This window comes from Streptomyces sp. ITFR-16, from assembly GCF_031844705.1.
Classification (GTDB): domain Bacteria; phylum Actinomycetota; class Actinomycetes; order Streptomycetales; family Streptomycetaceae; genus Streptomyces.
Genome location: NZ_CP134609.1, coordinates 5,429,100 through 5,449,102, shown reverse-complemented (window position 1 = coordinate 5,449,102; position 20,003 = coordinate 5,429,100). Strand labels below are relative to the sequence as shown.

16 protein-coding genes are annotated in these 20,003 nt (G+C 72.7%); 8 read left to right on the top strand and 8 right to left on the bottom strand.

Going from position 1 to position 20,003, the window contains the following annotated elements; translation table 11 throughout:
* Positions 1-7: 7 nt before the first annotated feature.
* The gene (locus tag RLT58_RS24080; protein WP_311312446.1) at positions 8-1,153 is read right to left on the bottom strand and encodes a SpoIIE family protein phosphatase; all 1,146 of its coding nucleotides are present in this window, start codon (positions 1,151-1,153) and stop codon (positions 8-10) included.
* Between the two features lie 106 nt (positions 1,154-1,259).
* Here RLT58_RS24080 and RLT58_RS24075 point away from each other — a divergent pair, with 106 nt between their 5' ends.
* Complete coding sequence (locus RLT58_RS24075) at positions 1,260-2,492, top strand: GNAT family N-acetyltransferase (protein WP_311312445.1); 1,233 nt, start codon at positions 1,260-1,262, stop codon at positions 2,490-2,492.
* A gap of 42 nt (positions 2,493-2,534) precedes the next feature.
* Here the strand turns inward: RLT58_RS24075 and RLT58_RS24070 are convergent, their stop codons facing one another.
* Both RLT58_RS24070 and RLT58_RS24065 read right to left on the bottom strand, forming a co-directional pair.
* Positions 2,535-3,344, bottom strand: a complete 810-nt coding sequence (locus tag RLT58_RS24070; protein WP_311312444.1) for an Fpg/Nei family DNA glycosylase — start codon at positions 3,342-3,344, stop codon at positions 2,535-2,537.
* Positions 3,345-3,445: 101 nt separating this feature from the next.
* Complete coding sequence (locus RLT58_RS24065) at positions 3,446-3,934, bottom strand: ribose-5-phosphate isomerase (RefSeq protein ID WP_311312443.1); 489 nt, start codon at positions 3,932-3,934, stop codon at positions 3,446-3,448.
* Positions 3,935-4,162: 228 nt separating this feature from the next.
* On the opposite strand from RLT58_RS24065, the gene RLT58_RS24060 reads away from it, so the two are divergent.
* Both RLT58_RS24060 and RLT58_RS24055 read left to right on the top strand, forming a co-directional pair.
* Positions 4,163-5,623, top strand: coding sequence for an amino acid permease (locus RLT58_RS24060; RefSeq protein ID WP_311312442.1), 1,461 nt, complete (start codon positions 4,163-4,165; stop codon positions 5,621-5,623).
* An 87-nt stretch (positions 5,624-5,710) separates the two neighbouring features.
* The gene (locus RLT58_RS24055; protein ID WP_311312441.1) at positions 5,711-7,018 is read left to right on the top strand and encodes an FAD-binding oxidoreductase; all 1,308 of its coding nucleotides are present in this window, start codon (positions 5,711-5,713) and stop codon (positions 7,016-7,018) included.
* On the opposite strand, the gene RLT58_RS24050 is transcribed toward RLT58_RS24055, so the two are convergent.
* On the bottom strand, positions 6,999-7,592 hold the full coding sequence (locus tag RLT58_RS24050) for a biotin transporter BioY (RefSeq protein ID WP_311312440.1): 594 nt from the start codon (positions 7,590-7,592) through the stop codon (positions 6,999-7,001). The two genes, RLT58_RS24055 and RLT58_RS24050, sit on opposite strands and share 20 nt — an antisense overlap.
* Positions 7,593-7,986: 394 nt before the next feature.
* Between RLT58_RS24050 and RLT58_RS24045 the strand changes: the two genes are divergently transcribed.
* The 3 genes from RLT58_RS24045 (at position 7,987) to RLT58_RS24035 (ending at position 11,384) form a co-directional block, all read left to right on the top strand.
* A complete protein-coding gene (locus tag RLT58_RS24045) occupies positions 7,987-9,408 on the top strand; it encodes an amino acid permease (RefSeq protein ID WP_311312439.1) in 1,422 nt (473 codons plus the stop codon).
* A gap of 84 nt (positions 9,409-9,492) precedes the next feature.
* Positions 9,493-10,134, top strand: a complete 642-nt coding sequence (locus RLT58_RS24040; protein ID WP_136325250.1) for a superoxide dismutase — start codon at positions 9,493-9,495, stop codon at positions 10,132-10,134.
* 257 nt (positions 10,135-10,391) lie between these two features.
* Positions 10,392-11,384, top strand: a complete 993-nt coding sequence (locus RLT58_RS24035) for an aldo/keto reductase (RefSeq protein ID WP_311314628.1) — start codon at positions 10,392-10,394, stop codon at positions 11,382-11,384.
* On the opposite strand, the gene RLT58_RS24030 is transcribed toward RLT58_RS24035, so the two are convergent.
* The 4 genes from RLT58_RS24030 to RLT58_RS24015 form a co-directional block, all read right to left on the bottom strand.
* The gene (locus tag RLT58_RS24030) at positions 11,381-12,265 is read right to left on the bottom strand and encodes a DUF4232 domain-containing protein (protein ID WP_311312438.1); all 885 of its coding nucleotides are present in this window, start codon (positions 12,263-12,265) and stop codon (positions 11,381-11,383) included. The genes RLT58_RS24035 and RLT58_RS24030 overlap by 4 nt on opposite strands.
* A gap of 98 nt (positions 12,266-12,363) precedes the next feature.
* On the bottom strand, positions 12,364-13,815 hold the full coding sequence (locus RLT58_RS24025) for a pyridoxal phosphate-dependent decarboxylase family protein (protein WP_311312437.1): 1,452 nt from the start codon (positions 13,813-13,815) through the stop codon (positions 12,364-12,366).
* Positions 13,805-15,181 (bottom strand): MFS transporter, encoded by a 1,377-nt coding sequence (locus RLT58_RS24020; protein WP_311312436.1) that lies wholly within the window; start codon positions 15,179-15,181, stop codon positions 13,805-13,807. Before RLT58_RS24020 ends, RLT58_RS24025 begins: the two co-directional genes overlap by 11 nt.
* Positions 15,182-15,302: 121 nt before the next feature.
* A complete protein-coding gene (locus RLT58_RS24015) occupies positions 15,303-15,953 on the bottom strand; it encodes a mycothiol-dependent nitroreductase Rv2466c family protein (protein WP_311312435.1) in 651 nt (216 codons plus the stop codon).
* A gap of 133 nt (positions 15,954-16,086) precedes the next feature.
* Here RLT58_RS24015 and pepN point away from each other — a divergent pair, with 133 nt between their 5' ends.
* Together pepN and RLT58_RS24005 are read left to right on the top strand one after the other, a co-directional pair.
* On the top strand, positions 16,087-18,684 hold the full coding sequence (gene pepN, locus RLT58_RS24010; protein WP_311312434.1) for an aminopeptidase N: 2,598 nt from the start codon (positions 16,087-16,089) through the stop codon (positions 18,682-18,684).
* 194 nt (positions 18,685-18,878) lie between these two features.
* Entirely contained in the window at positions 18,879-19,946 is a 1,068-nt protein-coding gene (locus tag RLT58_RS24005) for a hypothetical protein (protein WP_311312433.1), read from the top strand.
* Positions 19,947-20,003: the final 57 nt, after the last annotated feature.

Sequence of the window (20,003 nt, the reverse complement as noted above, 5' to 3'; positions counted from 1 at the left end):
ATACGGTTCAGGACTTCCGGGACAGGAGCAGCAGCGCCCGGTCGTCGTTGACGTCCTTGGCGCACGCCTCGATCAGATGCCAGGCCGCGCCCTCGAAGCCCGTGGTGACATAGCGGTCGGCCTCGCCGGTCAGCCGGTCGATGCCTTCCGCGATGTCCCGGTCCGAGGCCTCCACCAGTCCGTCGGTGAACAGCATCAGGACGTCGCCGGGGGCCAGATGGCCCTTCACGGCGTCGAACTCCGCGCCGTCGTACACCCCGAGCAGCGGACCCTCCGCCGCCTTCTCCTCCCACTGGCCGCTGCCGGCGTGGAGCTGGAGGGCCGGCGGATGGCCCGCCGAGAGGAGTTCGTAGTCGCCCGATTCGAGGTCCAGGACCAGATGGATCGAGGTGGCGAACCCCTCGTCCCAGTCCTGGCGCAGCAGATAGCCGTTGGCCGCGGGCAGGAAGCCGTGCGGCGGCAGCGATCCCAGCAGTCCGCCGAAGGCGCCGGACAGCAGCAGGGCGCGGGACCCGGCGTCCATGCCCTTGCCGGAGACGTCGGTGAGCACGGCCTCCAGGGTGCGGCCGCCGTGGGTGCGGGCCGCGACGACGAAGTCGCCGGAGAAGGACTGCCCGCCGGCCGGGCGCAGCGACATCTCGCGGTGCCAGCCCTGCGGGAGGCGGGGCAGGGCGCTCTGCACCCGGATGCGTTCGCGCAGGTCGAAGAGCATGGTGCCACCGCGCCGCCACGGCACGCCGACCCTGGCCCGGAACTGAGCGAGGACCAGCCCGAAGAAGCCGCACGCCGCGACCGTCAGCACGGTCCCGGGGGTGACCCGGGCCGGGCCGTTCTCGTACGGGCCGAGGCCGACGGACTCGACGATCAGGGCCGCTGCCGCCGCCGAGTACAGGCCGAGCAGACTGGCGGGCCGCAGCAGCAGACCGCCCGCGACGATCGGCAGGACGAGCGCGGTCGGCGCGCACCACACCGGGTTGAACAGGGTGCCGCAGGTGATGGCCGGGATGGTGAGCAGCAGGCCGGCCAGGGCGATCCAGTCGGAGCCGTCGCCCCGGAAGTAGTCGACGCCGGATCTGCGCAGCGTGCTGCGTACCCGGTGCGCCGATTTCCGCAATCGGGCCGGGTACGTCTCTGCTCCTGCGCGTCGGGCCATTGCGGGGACCTTATCCACCCGACGGCGTCCGGTGCAGGGGGACCCCTGTGACAATGCGTTCGAAATCGGGTCGCTCGGCTGCCCGCGCCCCTGATAGGCATGGCATATGACTACAGAGCTCCGTGTGTTGCGGCCGTCCGAATGGAACGAGTGGTTCGAGTGCCTGGAGCTCGCCTTCGGAGGGGACCCGGAGGCTCCCGAGCAGCGCGAGCTGGAGCAGGAACTCACCGAGTGCGAGCGGTCGATCGGGATCTGGGACGGCGACGACGTGGTGGCGACGGCGGGGGCGTTCAGCTTCCGGGTGGCCGTGCCCGGCGGGGCGCTGGTGCCGGCGGCCGGAGTGACGATGGTGAGCGTCGCGTCCACGCACCGCAGGCGCGGTCTGCTCACCTCGATGATGCGCCGCCAGCTCGACGACGTACGGGCGCTGGGTGAGCCGATCGCCGTGCTGACGGCCTCGGAGCCCGCGATCTACGGCCGCTTCGGGTACGGGGCGGCGACCCGCCAGATGTCCCTGGCGATCGACACGGACCGGGTGCGGCTGAGCGTGCCGGAGGGCACCGACGGGATCCGGCTGCGGTACGCGAGGAAGGACGAGGCGGTCGCGGCGTGCGAGAGCGTGTACGCGCGGCTGGTCGCGGGACGCCCCGGCACCCCGGCCCACGGTCCCGGCTGGGAGCGCAAGCCGCTGGTCGATCCGGTGAGTACGCGCCAGGGCGGCTCCGCGCTGCAGTGCCTGCTGGCGGAGCGGGACGGCGAGCTCGTCGGCTATACGAACTACCACATCAAGCCCGAATGGGAGAGGTCAGGACCCAAGGGGCGGATCGTGGTGAGCGATCTGGCGGCGCTGGACCCGGCGGCGTACGCGGCGCTGTGGCGGTTCCTGTTCGGGATCGACCTGACGTCGACGGTCGAGGCGCGGAACCGGCCGGTGGACGACGCGGTGCTGCACCTGGTGTCGGACGTGCGGCGGTGCGACATCCGGCAGCGGGACTCGCTCCATGTGCGGCTGGTGGATGTGGGCGCGGCGCTGGAGGCGCGGGCCTACCGGGGGCCGCTGGACGTGGTGTTCGAGGTCGAGGACGCGTTCTGCCCCTGGAACGCGGGGCGTTGGCGGCTGACGGCGGACGCGAAGGGCGGCGCGTCGTGCAAGCGGACGGAGGACCCGGCGGATCTGGCGCTGTCGGTACGGGAGCTGGGCTCCGCGTATCTCGGCGGCGAGGCGCTGAGTTCGCTGGCGCTGGCGGGGCGGGTGCGGGAGTTGCGGGAGGGGGCGGTGGCGGAGGCGTCGGCGGCGTTCCTGTCCGATGTGGCGCCGTGGCTTCCGCGGGGGTTCTAGGCGGGAGGCCTTGTCCTCGGTCGCCGGGCGGGCCCGACTGTGTCAGCGGGACTGGCAGGTCGGGCACCAGAAGAGGTTGCGGGACGACAGGTCCGCCGTGCGGATCTCCGTGCCGCAGATGTGGCACGCCTGGCGGGCGCGCCGGTAGACGTAGACCTCGCCGCCGTGGTCGTCCACGCGGGGCGGCCGGCCCATCGCCTCGGGCAGGTGCTCGGGGCGGACGGTGTCGATGCGGTTGTTCCGTACGCCCTCGCGCATCAGAGCGCCCAGGTCCTCCCAGATCGCGTCCCACTCGCGGCGGGTGAGGTCGCGGCCGGCCCGGTACGGGTCGATGCCGTGCCGGAACAGCACCTCGGCGCGGTAGACGTTGCCCACGCCCGCGACGACCTTCTGGTCCATCAGCAGGGCGGCCACGGTGATCCGGCTGCGGGAGATCCGCTGCCAGGCCCGCTCGCCGTCCTCGTCGGATCGCAGCGGGTCGGGGCCCAGCCGGTCGTGTATCGCGCGCTTCTCGGCGTCGGTGATCAGCGCGCAGGTGGTGGGGCCGCGCAGATCCGCGTGGTGCGCGTCGTTCAGCAGCCGCAGCCGGACAGTGTCGGTGGGCGGCGGGGCCGGGACCGTACCGAATCCGAGCTTGCCGAACAGGCCCAGGTGGATATGGACCCAGCCGGTCTCCTCGAAGCCGAGGAAGAGGTGCTTGCCGTGGGCGTCCACCCCGTCGAGCACCCGGCCGTCCAGCAGGGCGGCGCTGTCGGAGAACTTGCCCTGCGGACTGCTCACCCGCACGGGGTGTCCGGCGAACCGGTCCCGGTGGTCGGCCGCGAGGCGGTGGATGGTGTGTCCCTCGGGCACGGCGGCGGCTCTCCTCGGGCGGATTCGGGACGGACAGGGCGTACGGGGCGGGCATGGCTGTGCCGCCGGAGGCACCGGCGGCACGGCGGATGACGGGGCGGTCAGCCCTGCTGCGGGTGGTGGGCCGGGACCGGGGGAAGCTCGCCGGTGTTCTCGTACGCCGTGAGCATCTCGATGCGGCGGGTGTGCCGCTCCTCGCCGGAGTACGGGGTGTTGAGGAAGATCTCCACAAACTTGGTGGACTCCTCGACCGTGTGCATCCGGCCGCCGATGGAGATCACGTTGGCGTCGTTGTGCTCGCGGCCCAGCGCGGCGGTCTGCTCGCTCCAGGCGAGCGCGGCGCGGACGCCCTTGACCTTGTTCGCGGCAATCTGCTCGCCGTTGCCGGAGCCGCCGATCACGATGCCGAGGCTGTCCGGGTCCGCGGCCGTCTTCTCGGCGGCGCGGAGGCAGAACGGCGGGTAGTCGTCCTGGGCGTCGTAGATGTGGGGGCCGCAGTCCACGGCCTCGTGGCCCTGGGCCTTGAGCCACTCGACGAGGTGGTTCTTGAGTTCGTAACCGGCATGGTCGGATCCGAGGTACACGCGCATGGGAGGAGTGTGGCACGAGCGGCGCCGGGTAACCGACGACGGGGTGCGGTGTGGCCCCGATGTGCGGAGCCTGTGTGCGCAACGCCACTGAGGCAACGATCCGGTCAACGAATCGGAGTAAAGGGTTCCGTTTTCGGGCCGCGCCGGGCTTCAATGCATCGCTTGCCGCTCCACCACCGTGGGGCGGCGAGCCGCAACGAGTGATCCGAAAACGTAAGGATTCGATCGATGACGTCGCAGACGACTCTGGCGGGGCCGGGCCACCAGCCCGACGGGCCGGACGGTTCGGACCGGACGGAGCAGGGGGACGGCCTCCAGGCCGGTCTCAAGAACCGTCATCTCTCCATGATCGCCATCGGCGGGGTGATCGGCGCGGGTCTGTTCGTGGGCTCCGGCGCCGGTATCGCCGCCGCCGGGCCGGCCATTCTCCTGTCGTACGCGCTGGTCGGCCTGATGGTCGTCTTCGTGATGCGGATGCTCGGCGAGATGGCGGCCGCCCGCCCCGCTTCGGGCTCCTTCTCCACCTACGCCGACCAGGCGCTGGGCCGCTGGGCCGGTTTCTCGATCGGCTGGCTGTACTGGTTCTTCTGGGTCGTGGTGCTCGCCGTCGAGGCCACGGCGGGTGCCAAGATCCTGGAGAGCTGGGTGCCGGGCGTGCCCCAGTGGGGCTGGGCGCTGATCGTGATGCTGGTGCTGACCGCGACCAACCTGGTCTCGGTCGGCTCGTACGGGGAGTTCGAGTTCTGGTTCGCCGGGATCAAGGTCGTCGCGATCGGCGCCTTCGTGATCGTCGGGCTGCTCGCGGTCTTCGGCGTGCTGCCGGGCTCGGACAACGCCGGCTCGGGGCTGGCGCACCTCACGGACGCCGGCGGGTTCTTCCCCGAAGGCCCCGGCGCCATCCTCACGGGTGTGCTGATGGTCGTCTTCTCCTTCATGGGCAGCGAGATCGTGACGCTGGCGGCGGGCGAGTCGGAGAACCCGCAGCGTGCCGTCCAGAAGGCCACCAACAGTGTGATCTGGCGGATCGCCGTCTTCTACCTGGGCTCGATCTTCGTCGTGCTGACGCTGCTGCCCTGGAACGACCCGTCGATCGTCGAGAAGGGCAGCTATGTCGCGGCCCTCGACTCCATCGGCATCCCGCACGCCGGCCAGGTGATGGACGTCATCGTGCTGACGGCCGTCCTCTCCTGCCTCAACTCCGGCCTGTACACGGCCTCCCGGATGGCCTTCTCGCTCGGCGGCCGGGGCGACGCGCCCAAGGCGTTCGCCCGGACCAACAAGCGGGGCGTGCCGCAGGCCGCGATCCTGTCCTCGGTGGTCTTCGGCTTCGTCGCCGTCTTCTTCAACTACCAGTGGCCGGACACCGTCTTCGCGTTCCTGCTGAACTCCTCGGGCGCGGTCGCCCTGTTCGTCTGGCTGGTCATCTGCTTCACCCAGCTGCGGATGCGCGGGATCATCCTGCGCGAGTCGCCCGAGAAGCTGGTCGTGCGGATGTGGCTCTTCCCGTATCTGACCTGGGCGACCATCGCGATGATCTCGTTCGTGCTGGTCTACATGCTGACCGACGACGCGGGACGCGAGCAGGTGCTGCTCTCGCTGCTGGTCGCGGTGCTGGTGGTGGCCGTCTCGCTGGTGCGCGAGGCGCTCGCCCGTCGCCGCGGGGAGCCGGCCGCGAAGATCACCGGATGACCGTCCATACCTGACAGACCCTGTCAGGTAGAGCGGGGAGGCTCTCCGTCGTCAGCCCTTCGAGCGAGCGACTGGAGAGCCTCCGCCATGACTGCCGTCCCCTCCGGTTTCCAGACCGGTTTCCCGATCCGCCCGGACCTCGTCGTCGAGGCCACCGGGCCCGAGGACGTCCGCGAGGCCGTGGCCGGGGCCGCCCGCGAGGGCCTTCCGGTGCGCCTCCACGCCACCGGGCACGGCCTGCCGGGACCCGTCGAGGGCGGGGTCCTGATCAGCACCGGCCGGATGGACTCCGTCGAGGTCGACCCGGAGCGCCGCACCGCCCGGATCGGCGCGGGCGCCACCTGGGGCCAGGTCGTCGAGGCCGCCGCACCGCACGGGCTGGCCCCGCTGAACGGCTCCTCCCCCGGCGTGGGCGCCGTCTCCTACACGCTGGGCGGCGGGCTCGGCATCCTGGCCCGCACCTTCGGGTACGCCGCCGACCACGTCCGCTCCCTGGACGTGGTGACCGGCGACGGGGTGGCGCGCCATGTCACCGCCGAGAGCGAGCCCGGGCTGTTCTGGGGGCTGCGCGGCGGCGGGCACCGGCTGGGCGCGGTGACGGCCCTGGAGAGCGGGCTCGTGCCGGTGGCCCGGCTGTACGGCGGCTCGCTCGCGTTCGACGCGGACGGGGAGGCGGGCGCCCGGGTGCTGCGGCGCTGTCTGGAGTGGGCCCGGACCGTGCCGGACGCGCTGACCTCGTCGGTGGCCGCGCTGGTTCACCCGGACATCCCGCAGGTGCCGGAGCCGCTGCGCGGGAAGTATGTGATCTCGGTGCGGGTCGCGTACACGGGGACCGAGGCCGAGGGCGAGCGCCTGGTCGCGCCGCTGCGGGAGACCGGGCCGGTGCTCGCGGACTCGCTGCGGGAGATGCCGTACACCGACAGCCACACGATCCACAGCGACCCGCCGTTCCCGCACGCCTACTACGGGGACGGGCTGATGCTCGCCGGGATCGACCCGGACCGGGCGGCGCGGGTGCTGGAGCTGACCGGCCGGAAGGCGCCGATGATGACCGTGGTGCAGCTCAACCACCTCGGTGGCGCCCTGGCCGCGGCTCCCCGTCCGGACAACGCGGTGCCCTACCGCGGGGCGGGCTGGCTCCTGCGGCTGCTCTCCCCGCTGGACGGTACGGACGTGGCGTCGGCGCGGGCCCTGTACGAGGAGGTGGCCGCGGTCCTGGGCCCGCTGGTCGTCGGCCGCTCGCTGAACTTCTCCTTCGGCGGCGGGGACCGTACGGACGGCTTCCACGGCCCCCGGACACGCGAGAGGCTCGCCGGTCTGGTGTCGCGTCACGACCCGGCGAGCCTCTTCGGAGGTGCGTACGGAAGCGGTGGGGTCAGCCCCGGCGGCCGATGAGCTTCCAGGACGCGGGCAGCGCGCCCATCGCGAGCGCCGCCTTGAGCGCGTCGCCGAGCAGGAACGGCGTCAGGCCGGCCGCGATCGCGGCGCTCGCCGACATGCCGGTGGACAGGGCCAGGTAGGGCACGCCGACCGCGTAGATGATCGCCGAGCCGAGGACCATGGTGCCCGCCGTGCGCAGCACCGAGCGGTCGCCGCCGCGCCGGGCGAGGCCGCCGGCCACGGTGGCGGCGAGCAGCATGCCGAGCACGTAGCCGAACGAGGCGCCGCCCGCACCGGAGGTGCCGCCCGCGAACCACGGCAGGCCGGCCATGCCGACGAGCGCGTACACGGCGAGGGAGAGGAAGCCCCGGCGGGCGCCGAGCGCGGTGCCGACGAGGAGCGCGGCGAAGGTCTGGCCGGTGACGGGGACCGGGGAGCCCGGGACCGGCACGGCGATCTGGGCGGCTATGCCGGTGAGCGCGGCGCCGCCGAGCACCAGGGCGGTGTCCACGGCGTAGCGGTGCCGGACGGCGGGCAGCAGGTCGGCGAGGACCGCTCCGGTACGGACGGGGGCGGCAGCAGTGCTCATCGGGACTCCGCGGGGGTGGTGAGGGCAGGTGGGGACGGACTGAGGGTGACGTTAGCCGACGGAGCCGCGCTCGATCACCATCAGCGGCCGACAAAGCGGCGGTTGGGCAGTTGGTGGGATTCGCACAACGCACCGCGCACAATCACCGCGAGGCGTGATGCTCGTCACGGAGGTCGGGAGGGATTCCCGCAGGGCGGTCCGGGCAGGCGTCATCGGGCCGGACTGTGAACTCCCTCTAAAAGTCCGATCCCTGGCGTCACCCCGCCCCGGGCGGCGGGGTGTGCGTCCTGTGTGAGCCCGGTGCCCGTATAGCGGACGTCCGTTCCGTGTGAGCGGGGCACGCGCCCAGACTGTTTCCTCGTCCCCCGTCTCACCGACCGAACTGAGCTCGTCCATGCCCCGGACCTCCGTGCCTCCCCCCACCGGCTCCCCCGCCACCGCCTCCGACACCGGAACCGACTCGGCCCTCACCCACGGACTCAAGCAGCGCCATCTCTCGATGATCGCCCTCGGCGGCGTCATCGGTGCCGGGCTCTTCGTGGGCTCGGGCGCGGGCATCGCCGCCGCCGGGCCCTCCGTCGTCATCGCCTACGCCGTCTCCGGACTGCTGGTCATGCTCGTGATGCGCATGCTCGGCGAGATGTCGGCGGCCAATCCGGCGTCCGGCTCGTTCTCCGTCCACGCCGAGCGGGCGATCGGCCCATGGGCCGGATTCACGGCGGGCTGGGCGTTCTGGGTGCTGCTCTGCGTCGCCGTCGGCCTGGAGGGCATCGGTGCCGCGAAGATCGTCACCGGCTGGCTGCCCGGGACCCCGGAGTGGGCCTGGGTGGCGCTGTTCATGGTGGTGTTCCTGGCGACGAACCTGGCCTCGGTGACGAAGTTCGGCGAGTTCGAGTTCTGGTTCGCCGCGCTCAAGGTCGCCGCGATCACCCTGTTCCTGGTGCTGGGCGTGCTGGCGATCCTCGGTGTGCTGCCGGGGACGGACGCCCCGGGCACCGCCAACCTCAGTGGTGAGGGCGGCTTCCTGCCCAACGGCACGGAGGGGCTGGTCATCGGGCTGCTCGCCTCCGTCTTCGCGTACGGCGGCCTGGAGACCGTCACCATCGCCGCCGCCGAGTCGGAGAACCCGGTGCAGGGCGTCGCGAAGGCCGTGCGGACGGCGATGTGGCGGATCGCGCTGTTCTACGTCGGCTCGATGGCCGTCATCGTCACGCTGGTCCCGTGGGACGACCCGAAGGTCGTGGAGGTGGGCCCGTTCTACGCGGCGCTGGACCATCTCGGCATCAGCGGCGCGGCGGAGATCATGAACGTGGTCATCCTGGTGGCGCTGCTCTCGGCGATGAACGCCAACATCTACGGCGCCTCGCGCATGGCCTGCTCGCTGGTGGCCCGGGGCCAGGGCCCGAAGCGGCTGGGCCGGGTCTCCTCCGGCGTCCCGCGCACCGCCGTCCTGGTCTCGTCGGTGTTCGGCTTCCTGTGCGTGCTGCTGAGCTACTGGCGGCCCGACGACGTCTTCCCCTGGCTGCTCAACATGATCGGCGCGGTGATCCTGGTCGTCTGGATCTTCGTCGCCGTCTCCCAGCTGATCCTGCGCGCCCGACTGGAGCGCGAGGCGCCGGAGCGGCTGGTGGTGCGGATGTGGCTGTTCCCGGGTCTGACGATCGTGGCGCTGCTGGCCATGGCCGGCATCTTCTTCCTGATGCTCCGCCAGCCCGACACCCGTGACCAGCTGATGGCGACCGGCGCGCTGACGGCGGTCCTGATCGTGGCCGGTGTCGTACGCCAGCGGGGCGCCGGTCCTACGCCGAAGGACTGATCCCGTCCCGGACCCTCCTGCTGTTAGCCTGCTCTTGCATATAGGTTGCAATAACAACAGGTAAGCAGCTGGAGGGTTCGACTCATGGCCACGTACACGCTCCCGGAACTCCCGTACGACTACGCGGCGCTCGAACCGGTCATCAATCCGCAGATCATCGAGCTCCACCACGACAAGCACCACGCCGCGTACGTCAAGGGCGCCAACGACACCCTGGAGCAGCTGGAGGAGGCGCGGGACAAGGAGGCATGGGGGGCGATCAACGGGCTCCAGAAGAACCTGGCGTTCCACCTCTCCGGCCACATCCTGCACTCGATCTACTGGCACAACATGACCGGTGACGGCGGCGGCGAGCCCCTCGCCGCGGACGGCGTCGGCGACCTCGCGGACGCGATCACCGACTCCTTCGGCTCCTTCGCGGGCTTCAAGTCCCAGCTGACGAAGGCCGCGGCCACCACGCAGGGCTCCGGCTGGGGCGTCCTCGCGTACGAGCCGGTCAGCGGGAAGCTGATCGTCGAGCAGGTCTACGACCACCAGGGCAACGTGGGCCAGGGCTCGGTCCCGGTCCTGGTCTTCGACGCGTGGGAGCACGCCTTCTACCTCCAGTACAAGAACCAGAAGGTCGACTTCATCGAGGCGATGTGGCGCGTCGTCAACTGGCAGGACGTGGCGAAGCGGTACGCGGCCGCCAAGGAGCGCGCCGACGTCCTGCTGCTCGCCCCCTGACCGAGGGCGCACAAGACGTCCTGCCTCGTGATCGTCTTCTCAGCCTTCGCCGGGCAGGCGGATGAAGGGGTGGCCCCCGCCTGGACGTGACAGGCGGGGGCCCTCTGTCATGTCCGCTGTCATGTCCGGCCGGGGGCCCGCCCCCGCGCCGGATATCCACCTGCCCCGGGCGGCCGGTTCGCCTATCGTCGGTCCGATGTCCGGCCCGGGGCCGCGAGCCCCGGGGCGGTTTCCGAACCACCACGTGGAGGATGACTGTGCGCTACCGCGAGCTGGGACGCAGCGGACTTTCGGTGTCCGAGATCGGCTACGGGGCCTGGGGCATCGGCGCGTCCAGCTGGGTGGGTGCGACGGAGGACGAGTCCGTGCGCGCCCTCAACCGGGCCGTCGACCTCGGTGTGAACTTCATCGACACGGCACGCGGCTACGGCGAGAGCGAACGCATCGTGGGCCGGGTGGTGCGCGAGCGCGCCGGTGACGAGGTGCTCGTCGCGACCAAGGTGCCGCCGAAGAACGGGAAGTGGCCCTCGCCCGAAGGCACCCACCCCGACGAGGCGTTCCCGGGCGAGCACATCCGTACCAGCGTGGAGACCAGCCTGCGCGCGTCCGGCCTGGACCACTTCGACGTCCTTCAGTTCCATGTCTGGAACGACGAGTGGGTGGGGCGCGGGGACTGGCTGGAGACGGTCGCCGCGCTGAAGCAGGAGGGCAGGTTCCGCCTCTTCGGCGTCTCCGTCAACGACCACCGGCCCGACACCGCGCTCGCGCTGGTGCGCAGCGGTGCGGTGGACACCGTGCAGGTCATCTACAACGTGTTCGACCAGTCACCGGCCGACGAACTGCTGCCGGCCTGCGAGGAGCACGGGGTCGGGGTGATCGTGCGGGTCGCGCTGGACGAGGGCGGGCTGACCGGCCGGATCACCGCGGACACGACGTTCCCCGAGGGCGACTGGCGCAACCGCTACTTCCGGGACGACCGCCCGGCCCAGGTCGAGCGGCGGGTCGCGGCGATCGTCGCGGACCTGGGCATCGAGCCGGACGCCATCGCGGAGCACGCGCTGCGCTTCGTCCTGAGCTCCCCGGCGGTCTCCACCGTCATCCCCGGCATGCGCAGCGTGCGCAACGTGGAGCGCAACACCGCGCTGAGCGACGGGCGTCCGCTCACCGCGGACCAGCTCGCCGTGCTGGCCGAGCACCGCTGGCAGCGCGACTTCTACGCCCTGCCGGCATCCGCCGCGGACGGCTCCTAGGGCGTGTCGTCCTTCGTCCACGGGCCGACGCCGAGCCGGCCCGTGGTGCCGAGGTCGAGTTCCGGGGTCACCGTCACGGGCGCGGCCCCGGGCTTCGCCGTGACCGTGACGTACGGGGCGTTCACCGCGTCGCCCTCCTGCGTGGTGTTGCGCCAGGCCAGGTTGGCGTACGCGGACTCCCCCGGCCGCAGCGTGAGCGGCCTGGGCGCGGGGTCGCCTCCGATGCCGGTGGAGATCTGGTCGGTGCCGTGCAGGACGCGGACGCCCCTGACCGGGTCGCGGTCCTCGTCCAGGAGCCGCAGGGCGGGATAGCCCTCGATGCCGTAGTCGGCGGAGCCGCAGTTGAGCAGGTGGAGCCCGACCACGCGCAGGCCCATCGCGGCATCGCCCCGGTCCGCCGTGACGCGGATACCGGAGGGCGGGCAGGCGCCGGAGCCGGAGGGCGCCTCGGCCGCGGGAACGGCCCGCACCTTGAGGATCCGGGCCAGGCGCCCCTGGGCCACGACCGGTTCGCCGTCCGTGCCCAGAGGGCGCCGCACGGTCTGGCCAGGCTTCACGGCCTCGACCGTGCGCGTGATGTTGTCCATGGCCTGCCCGGAGTCGTTGACCAGGCTGAACGTGATCGTGAAGGTGAGCGGTTCCTTCTCGGTGTTGGAGACCTCGAACTCGGCGACCGGGGCCCCGGAGGCGCCGCAGGTCCGGTTGACGACGGTCACGTGGTCCCGGGACACCCCGGCGGGATCGCCCGCGGGTGCCGGGGTCGCGCACGGGGCGAAGGCGTCACGGTCCCCCGACGCGCCCGCCGTCTCCGTCCCGCATCCGGTGAGCAGCGCGGTGCTCGCGAGGGCGGCACACAGGGCGAGAGAGGTGGCGGTACGCATGCGCCCAGAAGATCAGGGGCCGCCCGCCCCGGCTGTGTGCCAGGTCACATATCGCGTCACGGTGGCGTCACAGCTGCCCGCCGGGGCCGGACGGGGTGTCAGATCCGGAAGACCGACCCGACGAACTCCGCGAGCAGCCGCTCCTTCAGCGGTCCGGGCAGGGCGTCGAGCAGGACCAGCACCGGGGCCATCCGCGCCGGCAGTCCGCCGTCCCCGGTGAGGCCCGCGAAGGCCAGGACCGCGTCGATCTCCTCGGGCCCGAGCTTCGACGGGTCGAGCCCGGCGGCCAGTTCGGCGAGGCCCGGGTCCACCGCCACCGGGGGCAGGGCGCGGGCCGAGTCCAGGGCCGCGCCGAGATCGGTGAGCAGGGCGTCCACCTGGCCGACCGTGGCCGGGGTCAGGGTGAGGTGGAGGTTGGGCGGCAGACCGTCGAAGGACAGCTGCGGCTGGAGGTACCAGCCGCGCTCGCGCATCTCGTCCGCGAGGTGCAGCAGCAGGCTCAGGTCCGGAGCGCCGTCCGGTCCGTCCACCGTGAAGGCGACCAGTCCGGCCGCGGGGTCGCCGAGCACGCGGACACCGGCGGTCGTGCGCAGCCCGGCGAGCAGCCGGTCGGACGCCTCGGCGACCCGGCCCGCCAGCGCGGTGTACCCGTCCTCGCCGACGTACCGCAGCACCGCCCACGCCTGGGCCAGCAGGCCCGCCGACTTGGTGCCCTGGACGGTGGGGTTGACGACGGGGTAGCCGGGCCATCCGGCGTGGGCGAAGTACTGGTGACGGCGCAGTTCAGCGTCCCGGTGGAGCACGACGGAGGCGCCCTTGTCGGCGTAGCCGTACTTGTGGAGGTCCACGGAGAGCGAGGTGACGCCGGGGACGGAGAGGTCGAACGCCGGTATCTCCCGTCCCGCGCGCCGCAGATGGGGCAGGAGCCAGCCGCCGATGCAGGCGTCCACATGGCACAGGACGCCCCGCTCGGCGGCGGCCGCCGCGATCTCGGCGACGGGGTCGATCACCCCGTGCGCGTACGAGGGGGCCGAGGCGACGACGAGGGCGGTGCGCGGGGTGATCGCGGCGGCCGCGGCGGCGGCGTCGGCGCGGTACGTGGCCGGGTCGACGGGCACCACGACCGGCTCCAGGCCCAGATAGTGGGCCGCCTTGTGGAAGGCGGCGTGTGCGGTGGACGGGAGCACCAGCTGCGGCTCGGTCACGCCGCGCTCGGCCCGGGCGTGGTCGCGGGCGGTCTTCACCGCGAGGAGGATCGACTCGGTGCCGCCGCTGGTGAAGGTGCCCTGGGCGCCGGGCGCCCCGAGCAGCGCGGCCGCCGCGCCCACGACGTCGTTCTCCAGCCGGGCGACGCTCGGGAAGACCGTGGGGTCCAGGCCGTTGACGGTGGCGTACGCGGTGTACGCGGCGGCCGCCAGCTCGTCGAGGCCCTCCAGTCCGGCGTCGTAGACGTACGCGAACGTGCGGCCGCCCCGGGTCGGCGCGTCGGCGGCGCGCAGGGCGGTGAGCTCGGCGAGGACGTCGGCGGCGGAGGCGGGGTCAGTCGGCATGGGCGGGCTCTTCCTTCAGCGGGGCTCGGTCCTTGAGCGGTGCTCGGTACAGATGCAGCAGCCACAGGCTCGCCGCCGCCGGCACGGCGGGCAGCACGCTCATGCCGAGCGCGATCCCGCTCAGCGCCTCCTGCGGCTGGACCACCCGGTGGCCGGCGTCCGAGGACCGGAAGCCGGTCACGGCCAGCACCAGGGCGAAGGCCCCGGCGCCCAGCGCGAAGGCCAGGGTCTCGGCGGCGGTCCACAGCCCGGTGAAGGTCGCGGCGCGCCGCTTCCCGGTGCGGGCCACGTCCTCGGCGAGGGTGTCGGCCAGCAGGGTGAGCGGGAGGAGCTGGAGCCCGGCGTAGGCGATGCCGACGACCGCGACGGCCGCGTAGCCGAGGGCGGGTCCGGCCTGCCGGGTGAAGGCGAGGGCCGCGGCGCCGACGAGGTAGAGCAGCGAGGCGCACCACTGGGCGTGGGCGGTGGAGCGCAGCCGGGCCAGCCGGTTCCAGAGCGGCATGAACAGCACCAGCGGGCCGATCATGCAGGCGAAGAGCGGGGTGACGGCGTTCGCCGAGCCGAGGGTGTACGTGGCGAAGTACTGGACGCCCGCGAGCATCACGCCGATGGCCAGGGCCTGGAGCGTCCACATCGTGACGAGCAGGCGGAAGGGCCGGCTGGAGCGGGCGGCGGCGAGCTGGGCCCGCAGCGAGGGTTCGGCCTCGCTGCGGGCGACGGCCGGGGCGCCCCGGGTGGTGGACCAGGCCCCGAACATGCCCGCGGCCAGAAGCGCGGCGACCGCCACGCCCATCAGCCGGTAGCTCGCCGGGCTGTCCCCGTCGGCGTGCGCGAGGGCCGGGGCGAGCGCCCCGGACAGCAGGATGGCGACGCCGAGGAAGGCGACCCGCCAGCCGAGGATGCGACGGCGCTCCCCGGGGTCCTCGGTCATCTCGGCCGGCATCGTCACGTACGGCACCTGGAAGACGGCGTAGGCGGTGGCGGCCAGCAGGAACAGGGCCGCCACATAGCCGGCCGCGGCCGCGCCCCGCAGCGGCGGCGCGGCGAAGAGCAGCGCGAAGAGCGGGGGCAGGGTGCAGGCGCCGATCAGCAGGAAGGGGCGGCGGGGTCCGCCGCGCAGCCGGCTCCGGTCGGAGACGGCGCCGACCAGCGGGTTGATCAGGACGTCCCAGGCCTTGGGCAGGAACACCGCGGCGCCCGCGACGGCGGCGGGCACGGCCAGTACGTCGGTGAGGTAGTAGAGCAGGATCAGCCCGGGCACGGTGGCGAAGGTGCCGGTGCACAGCGAGCCCAGCCCGTAGCCGATCCGCACCCGGCGCGGCAGGCGCGGGGCGGCTTCCGGCTCCGGCGCGGCGTCGGCTGGCATGCCGCAGATCATGAACGAGAGTTCGAGCCCGCGGCAAGGGTCCGGTGTGACGGGACCGTGAACTCCGGGCGGGGCCCGCGCGCGGCCGGACCCCGCGTCCGGAGTTCACTCCCCGGGCCGGTCAGTCGAAGATCGGCCCCTGGGTGCGGGTGCGCTTGATCTCGTAGAAGCCGGGGATCGAGGCGACCATCAGCGTGCCGTCCCACAGCTTGGCCGCCTCCTCGCCCTTGGGGGCGGGGGTGACGACCGGTCCGAAGAAGGCGAGCTGCTCGCCGTCCGAGCCGGGCACCGCGATGACCGGGGTGCCGACCTCCTGGCCGACCTTGTCGATGCCCTCCTTGTGGGAGGCGCGCAGCTCGGTGTCGTACGCGTCGGAGTCGGCGTAGTCCGCCAGCTCCTCCGGCAGGCCGACGTCCTTGAGCGCGGCCACGACCGCCTCGCGGGTGGCGCCCTCGCCCCGGTTGTGGAAGCGGGTGCCGAGCGCGGTGTAGAGCGGGCCGACGACGGCGTCGCCGTGCTTCTGCTGGGCGGCCACGACCACGCGGACCGGGCCCCACGCCTTGTTCTCCAGGAGGTCGCGGTACTCCTCGGGCAGGTCGTCCAGCCGGTTCTCGTTGAGCACGGACAGGCTCATCACGTGCCAGCGGACCTCGACGTCGCGGACCTTCTCCACCTCCAGCATCCAGCGGGAGGTCATCCAGGCCCAGGGGCAGACCGGGTCGAACCAGAAGTCGACGGGGGTCCTGCCGGTCGCCGTGCTGTTGTCAGACATGTCTCTCCTCGAACGGGCCGATCGCATCTGTGCGCGAGAACGCCGCAGGACGCTCCGGCCATTCCCGCATGCCGGGCCGGGAGACGGCATGGGAGGATCAAACTATTCGAACGTGACACAAAGGAGTGCGCTCGTGCCCGGTGAGAACCTTTCCCGCGACGAGGCCCGTGAGCGGGCCGAGCTGCTGACCGTCGACGGTTACGACGTCGATCTCGACGTCCGTTCCGCGGTCGGCGGGCCCGACGGGGAGGACGGGCAGGGGTCCGGTCCGCGGACCTTCCGCTCGGTGACGACGATCAGGTTCCGCGCGGCGCGCGGCGGCGCGTCGACGTTCGCGGACCTGATCGCGCCGTCCGTGACCTCGGTGACGCTGGACGGCACGGCGCTGGACCCGGCGGCCGTCTTCGACGGGACGCGGGTGGCGCTGGCGGATCTGGCGCAGGGCGAGCACGTCCTGGTGGTCGACGCGCAGTGCGCGTACAGCCGGACCGGCGAGGGGCTGCACCGCTTCGTCGACCCGGAGGACGGCGAGGTCTACCTCTACACGCAGTACGAGCCCGCGGACGCGCGCCGCGTCTTCGCCAACTTCGAGCAGCCCGATCTGAAGGCCCCCTACCGCTTCCGGGTGACGGCTCCCGAGGAGTGGACGGTGTGGAGCAACGGCGCCGAGGAGTCCCGCGAGGGCGGGGTGTGGCGCTTCGCGGAGACCGAGCCGATCTCGACGTACATCACGGCGGTCGTGGCCGGTCCGTACCACTACGTGACCGACTCCTACAGCCGGACGTTCGAGGACGGCACGACGCTGGACATCCCGCTCGGCGCGCTGTGCCGCAAGGGGCTCGCCAAGCACTTCGACGCCGACGACATCTTCCTGATCACCAAGCAGGGCCTGGACTTCTTCCACGACAACTTCGACTACCCGTACCCGTTCGGGAAGTACGACCAGGCGTTCGTGCCGGAGTACAACCTCGGCGCGATGGAGAACCCGGGCTGTGTCACGTTCCGCGAGGAGTACATCTTCCGCGGCAAGGTGACACAGGCGGCGTACGAGGGCCGGGCCAACGTCATCCTGCACGAGATGGCGCACATGTGGTTCGGCGACCTGGTCACCATGCAGTGGTGGGACGACCTGTGGCTCAAGGAGTCGTTCGCCGACTTCATGGGCGTGTTCGCGATGGTGGAGTCGACCCGGTTCGAGGACGGCTGGATCACCTTCGCCAACAACCGCAAGTCCTGGGCCTACCGCGCCGACCAGCTGCCCTCCACCCACCCGATCACGGCCGACATCCGTGACCTGGAGGACGCCAAGCTGAACTTCGACGGCATCACGTACGCCAAGGGCGCGTCGGTGCTGAAGCAGCTGGTGGCGTACGTGGGACGGGACGCGTTCCTGGAGGGCGCCCGGCGCTACTTCAAGAAGCACGCCTACGGCAACACCCGGCTGGGCGACCTGCTGTCGGTGCTGGGCGAGACGTCCGGGCGGGACATGACCTCGTGGTCGCGCTCCTGGCTCCAGACGGCGGGCGTCAACTCGCTGACGCCGGTGGTGACCTACGACGCGGCGGGCAGGATCACCGAGCTGGCCGTCCTCCAGGAGGCCGCCGAGTCCTACCCGGAGCTGCGGCCCCACCGGGTGGCCGTGGGCCTGTACCGGCGCAGCCCCGACGGCGACCTGGTGCGCTACGCCCGCGCCGAGGCGGACGTCGCCGGGCCGCGCACGGTGATCGGGGAGCTGGCGGGGGCCGAGCGGCCCGAGCTGATCCTCGTCAACGACGACGACCTCACCTACTGCAAGGTCCGCTTCGACGAGGTGTCGCTGGCCACGCTGCGCGCGCACCTCGGTGACATCACGGACCCGCTGGCGCGCGCCCTGTGCTGGTCCGCGCTGTGGAACCTCACCCGGGACGGGCTGATGCCGGCCCGCGACTTCGTCTCGCTGGTGCTGGCCTTCGCCGGCCGGGAGACGGACATCGGGGTGCTCCAGATGCTGCACGCCTGGACCCGCACCGCGCTGGTGCACTACGCGGCGCCGTCGTGGCGCGAGGAGGGCGGCCGGGCGCTGGCCGAGGGCGCGCTCGGCGAGCTGCGGCTCGCGGTGCCCGGCAGTGAGCACCAGCTCGCCTGGGCCCGCTTCTTCGCGTCGGTCGCCGCGTCGGACACGGACTTCCAGCTGCTGTCCGGGCTCCTGGACGGCACGGCCCGGATCGACGGGCTCGACGTGGACCAGGAGCTGCGCTGGGCGTTCCTGTCCCCGCTGGTCGCGCACGGCGCGGCCGACGAGGCGGCGGTCGGCGCCGAACTGGCCCGGGACGACACGGCGTCCGGCAAGCGGCACCAGGTGCGGTGCCTGGCCTCGCGCCCCTCGGCGGCGGTCAAGGCGCAGGCGTGGGCGGGCGTCGTGGAGTCGGACGCGCTGTCCAACGCGCTGGTGGAGGCCACGATCCTGGGCTTCTCGCAGTCCTCGCAGCGCGAACTGCTCGCGCCGTACTCGGCCCGGTACTTCGAGGTGATCGAGCGGGTGTGGGCCGAGCGGTCGATCCAGATCGGGATGGCCGTGGTGAAGGGGCTGTTCCCGGCGCTCCAGGACGACCCGTCGACGCTGGAGGCGACCGACGCGTGGCTCGCCGGGCACGCGGAGGCGGCGCCGGCGCTGCGGCGGCTGGTGCTGGAGGCCCGGGACGACCTGGCCCGTGCGCTCGGCGCCCAGGCGTGCGACGGCGCGGCCGCCTGACGGAGGGGTTCCGCGGGGCGTGCGGGGAGGCGCCCGTGGGGGGCGGTGCGCCCCCCACGGGGGCCTCATAATCCCCGGCGGGCCGGGCCTTTTCGGTTGTCGAACGCCCGTACTTTAGGACGGCGTTGTCCGGGAATGTCGACGGGCCTGTAACAGGGGTTAAGGTCCCGGCCGCCGGCGGGATACACCGGAGCATGACCCAGAACACCCCGCTCCCCCCGTGCGGCCTCCGCACCACCACCGACGCCCACCGACGCGTGCTGTCCGCCGCCCAGTTGAAGGCGCGGGGCATCTCCGCCGCCCGGGCCGCCGGACAGTGCGCGGCGGACGGGCCCTGGCAGCAGCCGCTGCCCGGCGTCTTCGTCCTGCACCCGGGACCGCTCAGCGGCCGGGAGCGGCTGCGGTCCGCCCTGCTGTACGCGGGGCGGCCACCCGCCCCGGCCCGGCGGACCGTGCCACCGCAACCCGGCGCCGCCGATCCCGCGTACGGCGAGGCGATGATCACCGGGCTCGCTGCGCTCTCGCTGTACGGCTTCGCCGCCGCGCCGCCCGCCGCCGCGGTGGAGCGGATCGATGTGCTGGTGCCCCGGGTCCGGCGGCTGCGGCCGGCCGGGTTCGTACGGCCGGTGCGCACCGGCGAACTGCCGCGCGCCGAGCGGCTGGACGGGTTCCCGGTCGCCCCGGTGGCCCGCGCCCTGGCGGACGCCGTGGCCGGTCTCGGGGACGCGCTCGCCGTACGCCGGCTGCTGACCGAGGCGGTGCGCGGCGGCCACTGCGAACCGGTCGTCGTGGTCGGCGAGCTGAACCGGGCCAAGGTGCTCGGGCGCCCACAGGTGGTGACCGCGGTGGACTCGCTGCTCGCAGAGGGGCGGGCGCTGGCGGAGGAGCGGCTGTACGACATGGTGCGGTCCTACGGGCTGCCGGAACCGCTGTGGAATGTGGACCTGCGGCTGCCGGGCGGCCCGCATCTGGGCGGGGTCGACGCCTACTGGCCCGAACAGGCGGTCGCCGTGGAGCTGGACACCCGGGCCCCGCGCCACAGCCGGCTCGCCGACGGGCGCCGCCAGGAGGAGCACGAGGCGGAGTGGTCCGCCTACGCCGCCCGGCGCGAGCACCTGGAGCGGCTCGGCGTCACCGTCGTCCACCTCACCCCGAAGAAGCTGCGCGACGCCCGGGAGCAGCAGGCGACGGTGGTAAGGACCGCGCTGATGGCGGCGGCCGACCGCGAGCCGGCCGCGTACGTGGTGATCCTCCCCCGCTGAGAGCGCTCACCCGTCACCTATCCGCCGGTTCGTCCCCGCTGACGCTTCCTCCGCAGT

Bases quoted from the DNA above. Each gene is read 5' to 3' on its own strand.
- RLT58_RS24080 (WP_311312446.1), bottom strand. From the start codon at position 1,153: ATGGCCCGACGCGCAGGAGCAGAGACGTACCCGGCCCGATTGCGGAAA.
- RLT58_RS24075 (WP_311312445.1), top strand. From the start codon at position 1,260: ATGACTACAGAGCTCCGTGTGTTGCGGCCGTCCGAATGGAACGAGTGG.
- RLT58_RS24065 (WP_311312443.1), bottom strand. From the start codon at position 3,934: ATGCGCGTGTACCTCGGATCCGACCATGCCGGTTACGAACTCAAGAAC.
- RLT58_RS24060 (WP_311312442.1), top strand. From the start codon at position 4,163: ATGACGTCGCAGACGACTCTGGCGGGGCCGGGCCACCAGCCCGACGGG.
- RLT58_RS24055 (WP_311312441.1), top strand. From the start codon at position 5,711: ATGACTGCCGTCCCCTCCGGTTTCCAGACCGGTTTCCCGATCCGCCCG.
- RLT58_RS24050 (WP_311312440.1), bottom strand. From the start codon at position 7,592: ATGAGCACTGCTGCCGCCCCCGTCCGTACCGGAGCGGTCCTCGCCGAC.
- RLT58_RS24045 (WP_311312439.1), top strand. From the start codon at position 7,987: ATGCCCCGGACCTCCGTGCCTCCCCCCACCGGCTCCCCCGCCACCGCC.
- RLT58_RS24040 (WP_136325250.1), top strand. From the start codon at position 9,493: ATGGCCACGTACACGCTCCCGGAACTCCCGTACGACTACGCGGCGCTC.
- RLT58_RS24030 (WP_311312438.1), bottom strand. From the start codon at position 12,265: ATGCGTACCGCCACCTCTCTCGCCCTGTGTGCCGCCCTCGCGAGCACC.
- RLT58_RS24025 (WP_311312437.1), bottom strand. From the start codon at position 13,815: ATGCCGACTGACCCCGCCTCCGCCGCCGACGTCCTCGCCGAGCTCACC.
- RLT58_RS24020 (WP_311312436.1), bottom strand. From the start codon at position 15,181: ATGCCAGCCGACGCCGCGCCGGAGCCGGAAGCCGCCCCGCGCCTGCCG.
- RLT58_RS24015 (WP_311312435.1), bottom strand. From the start codon at position 15,953: ATGTCTGACAACAGCACGGCGACCGGCAGGACCCCCGTCGACTTCTGG.
- RLT58_RS24005 (WP_311312433.1), top strand. From the start codon at position 18,879: ATGACCCAGAACACCCCGCTCCCCCCGTGCGGCCTCCGCACCACCACC.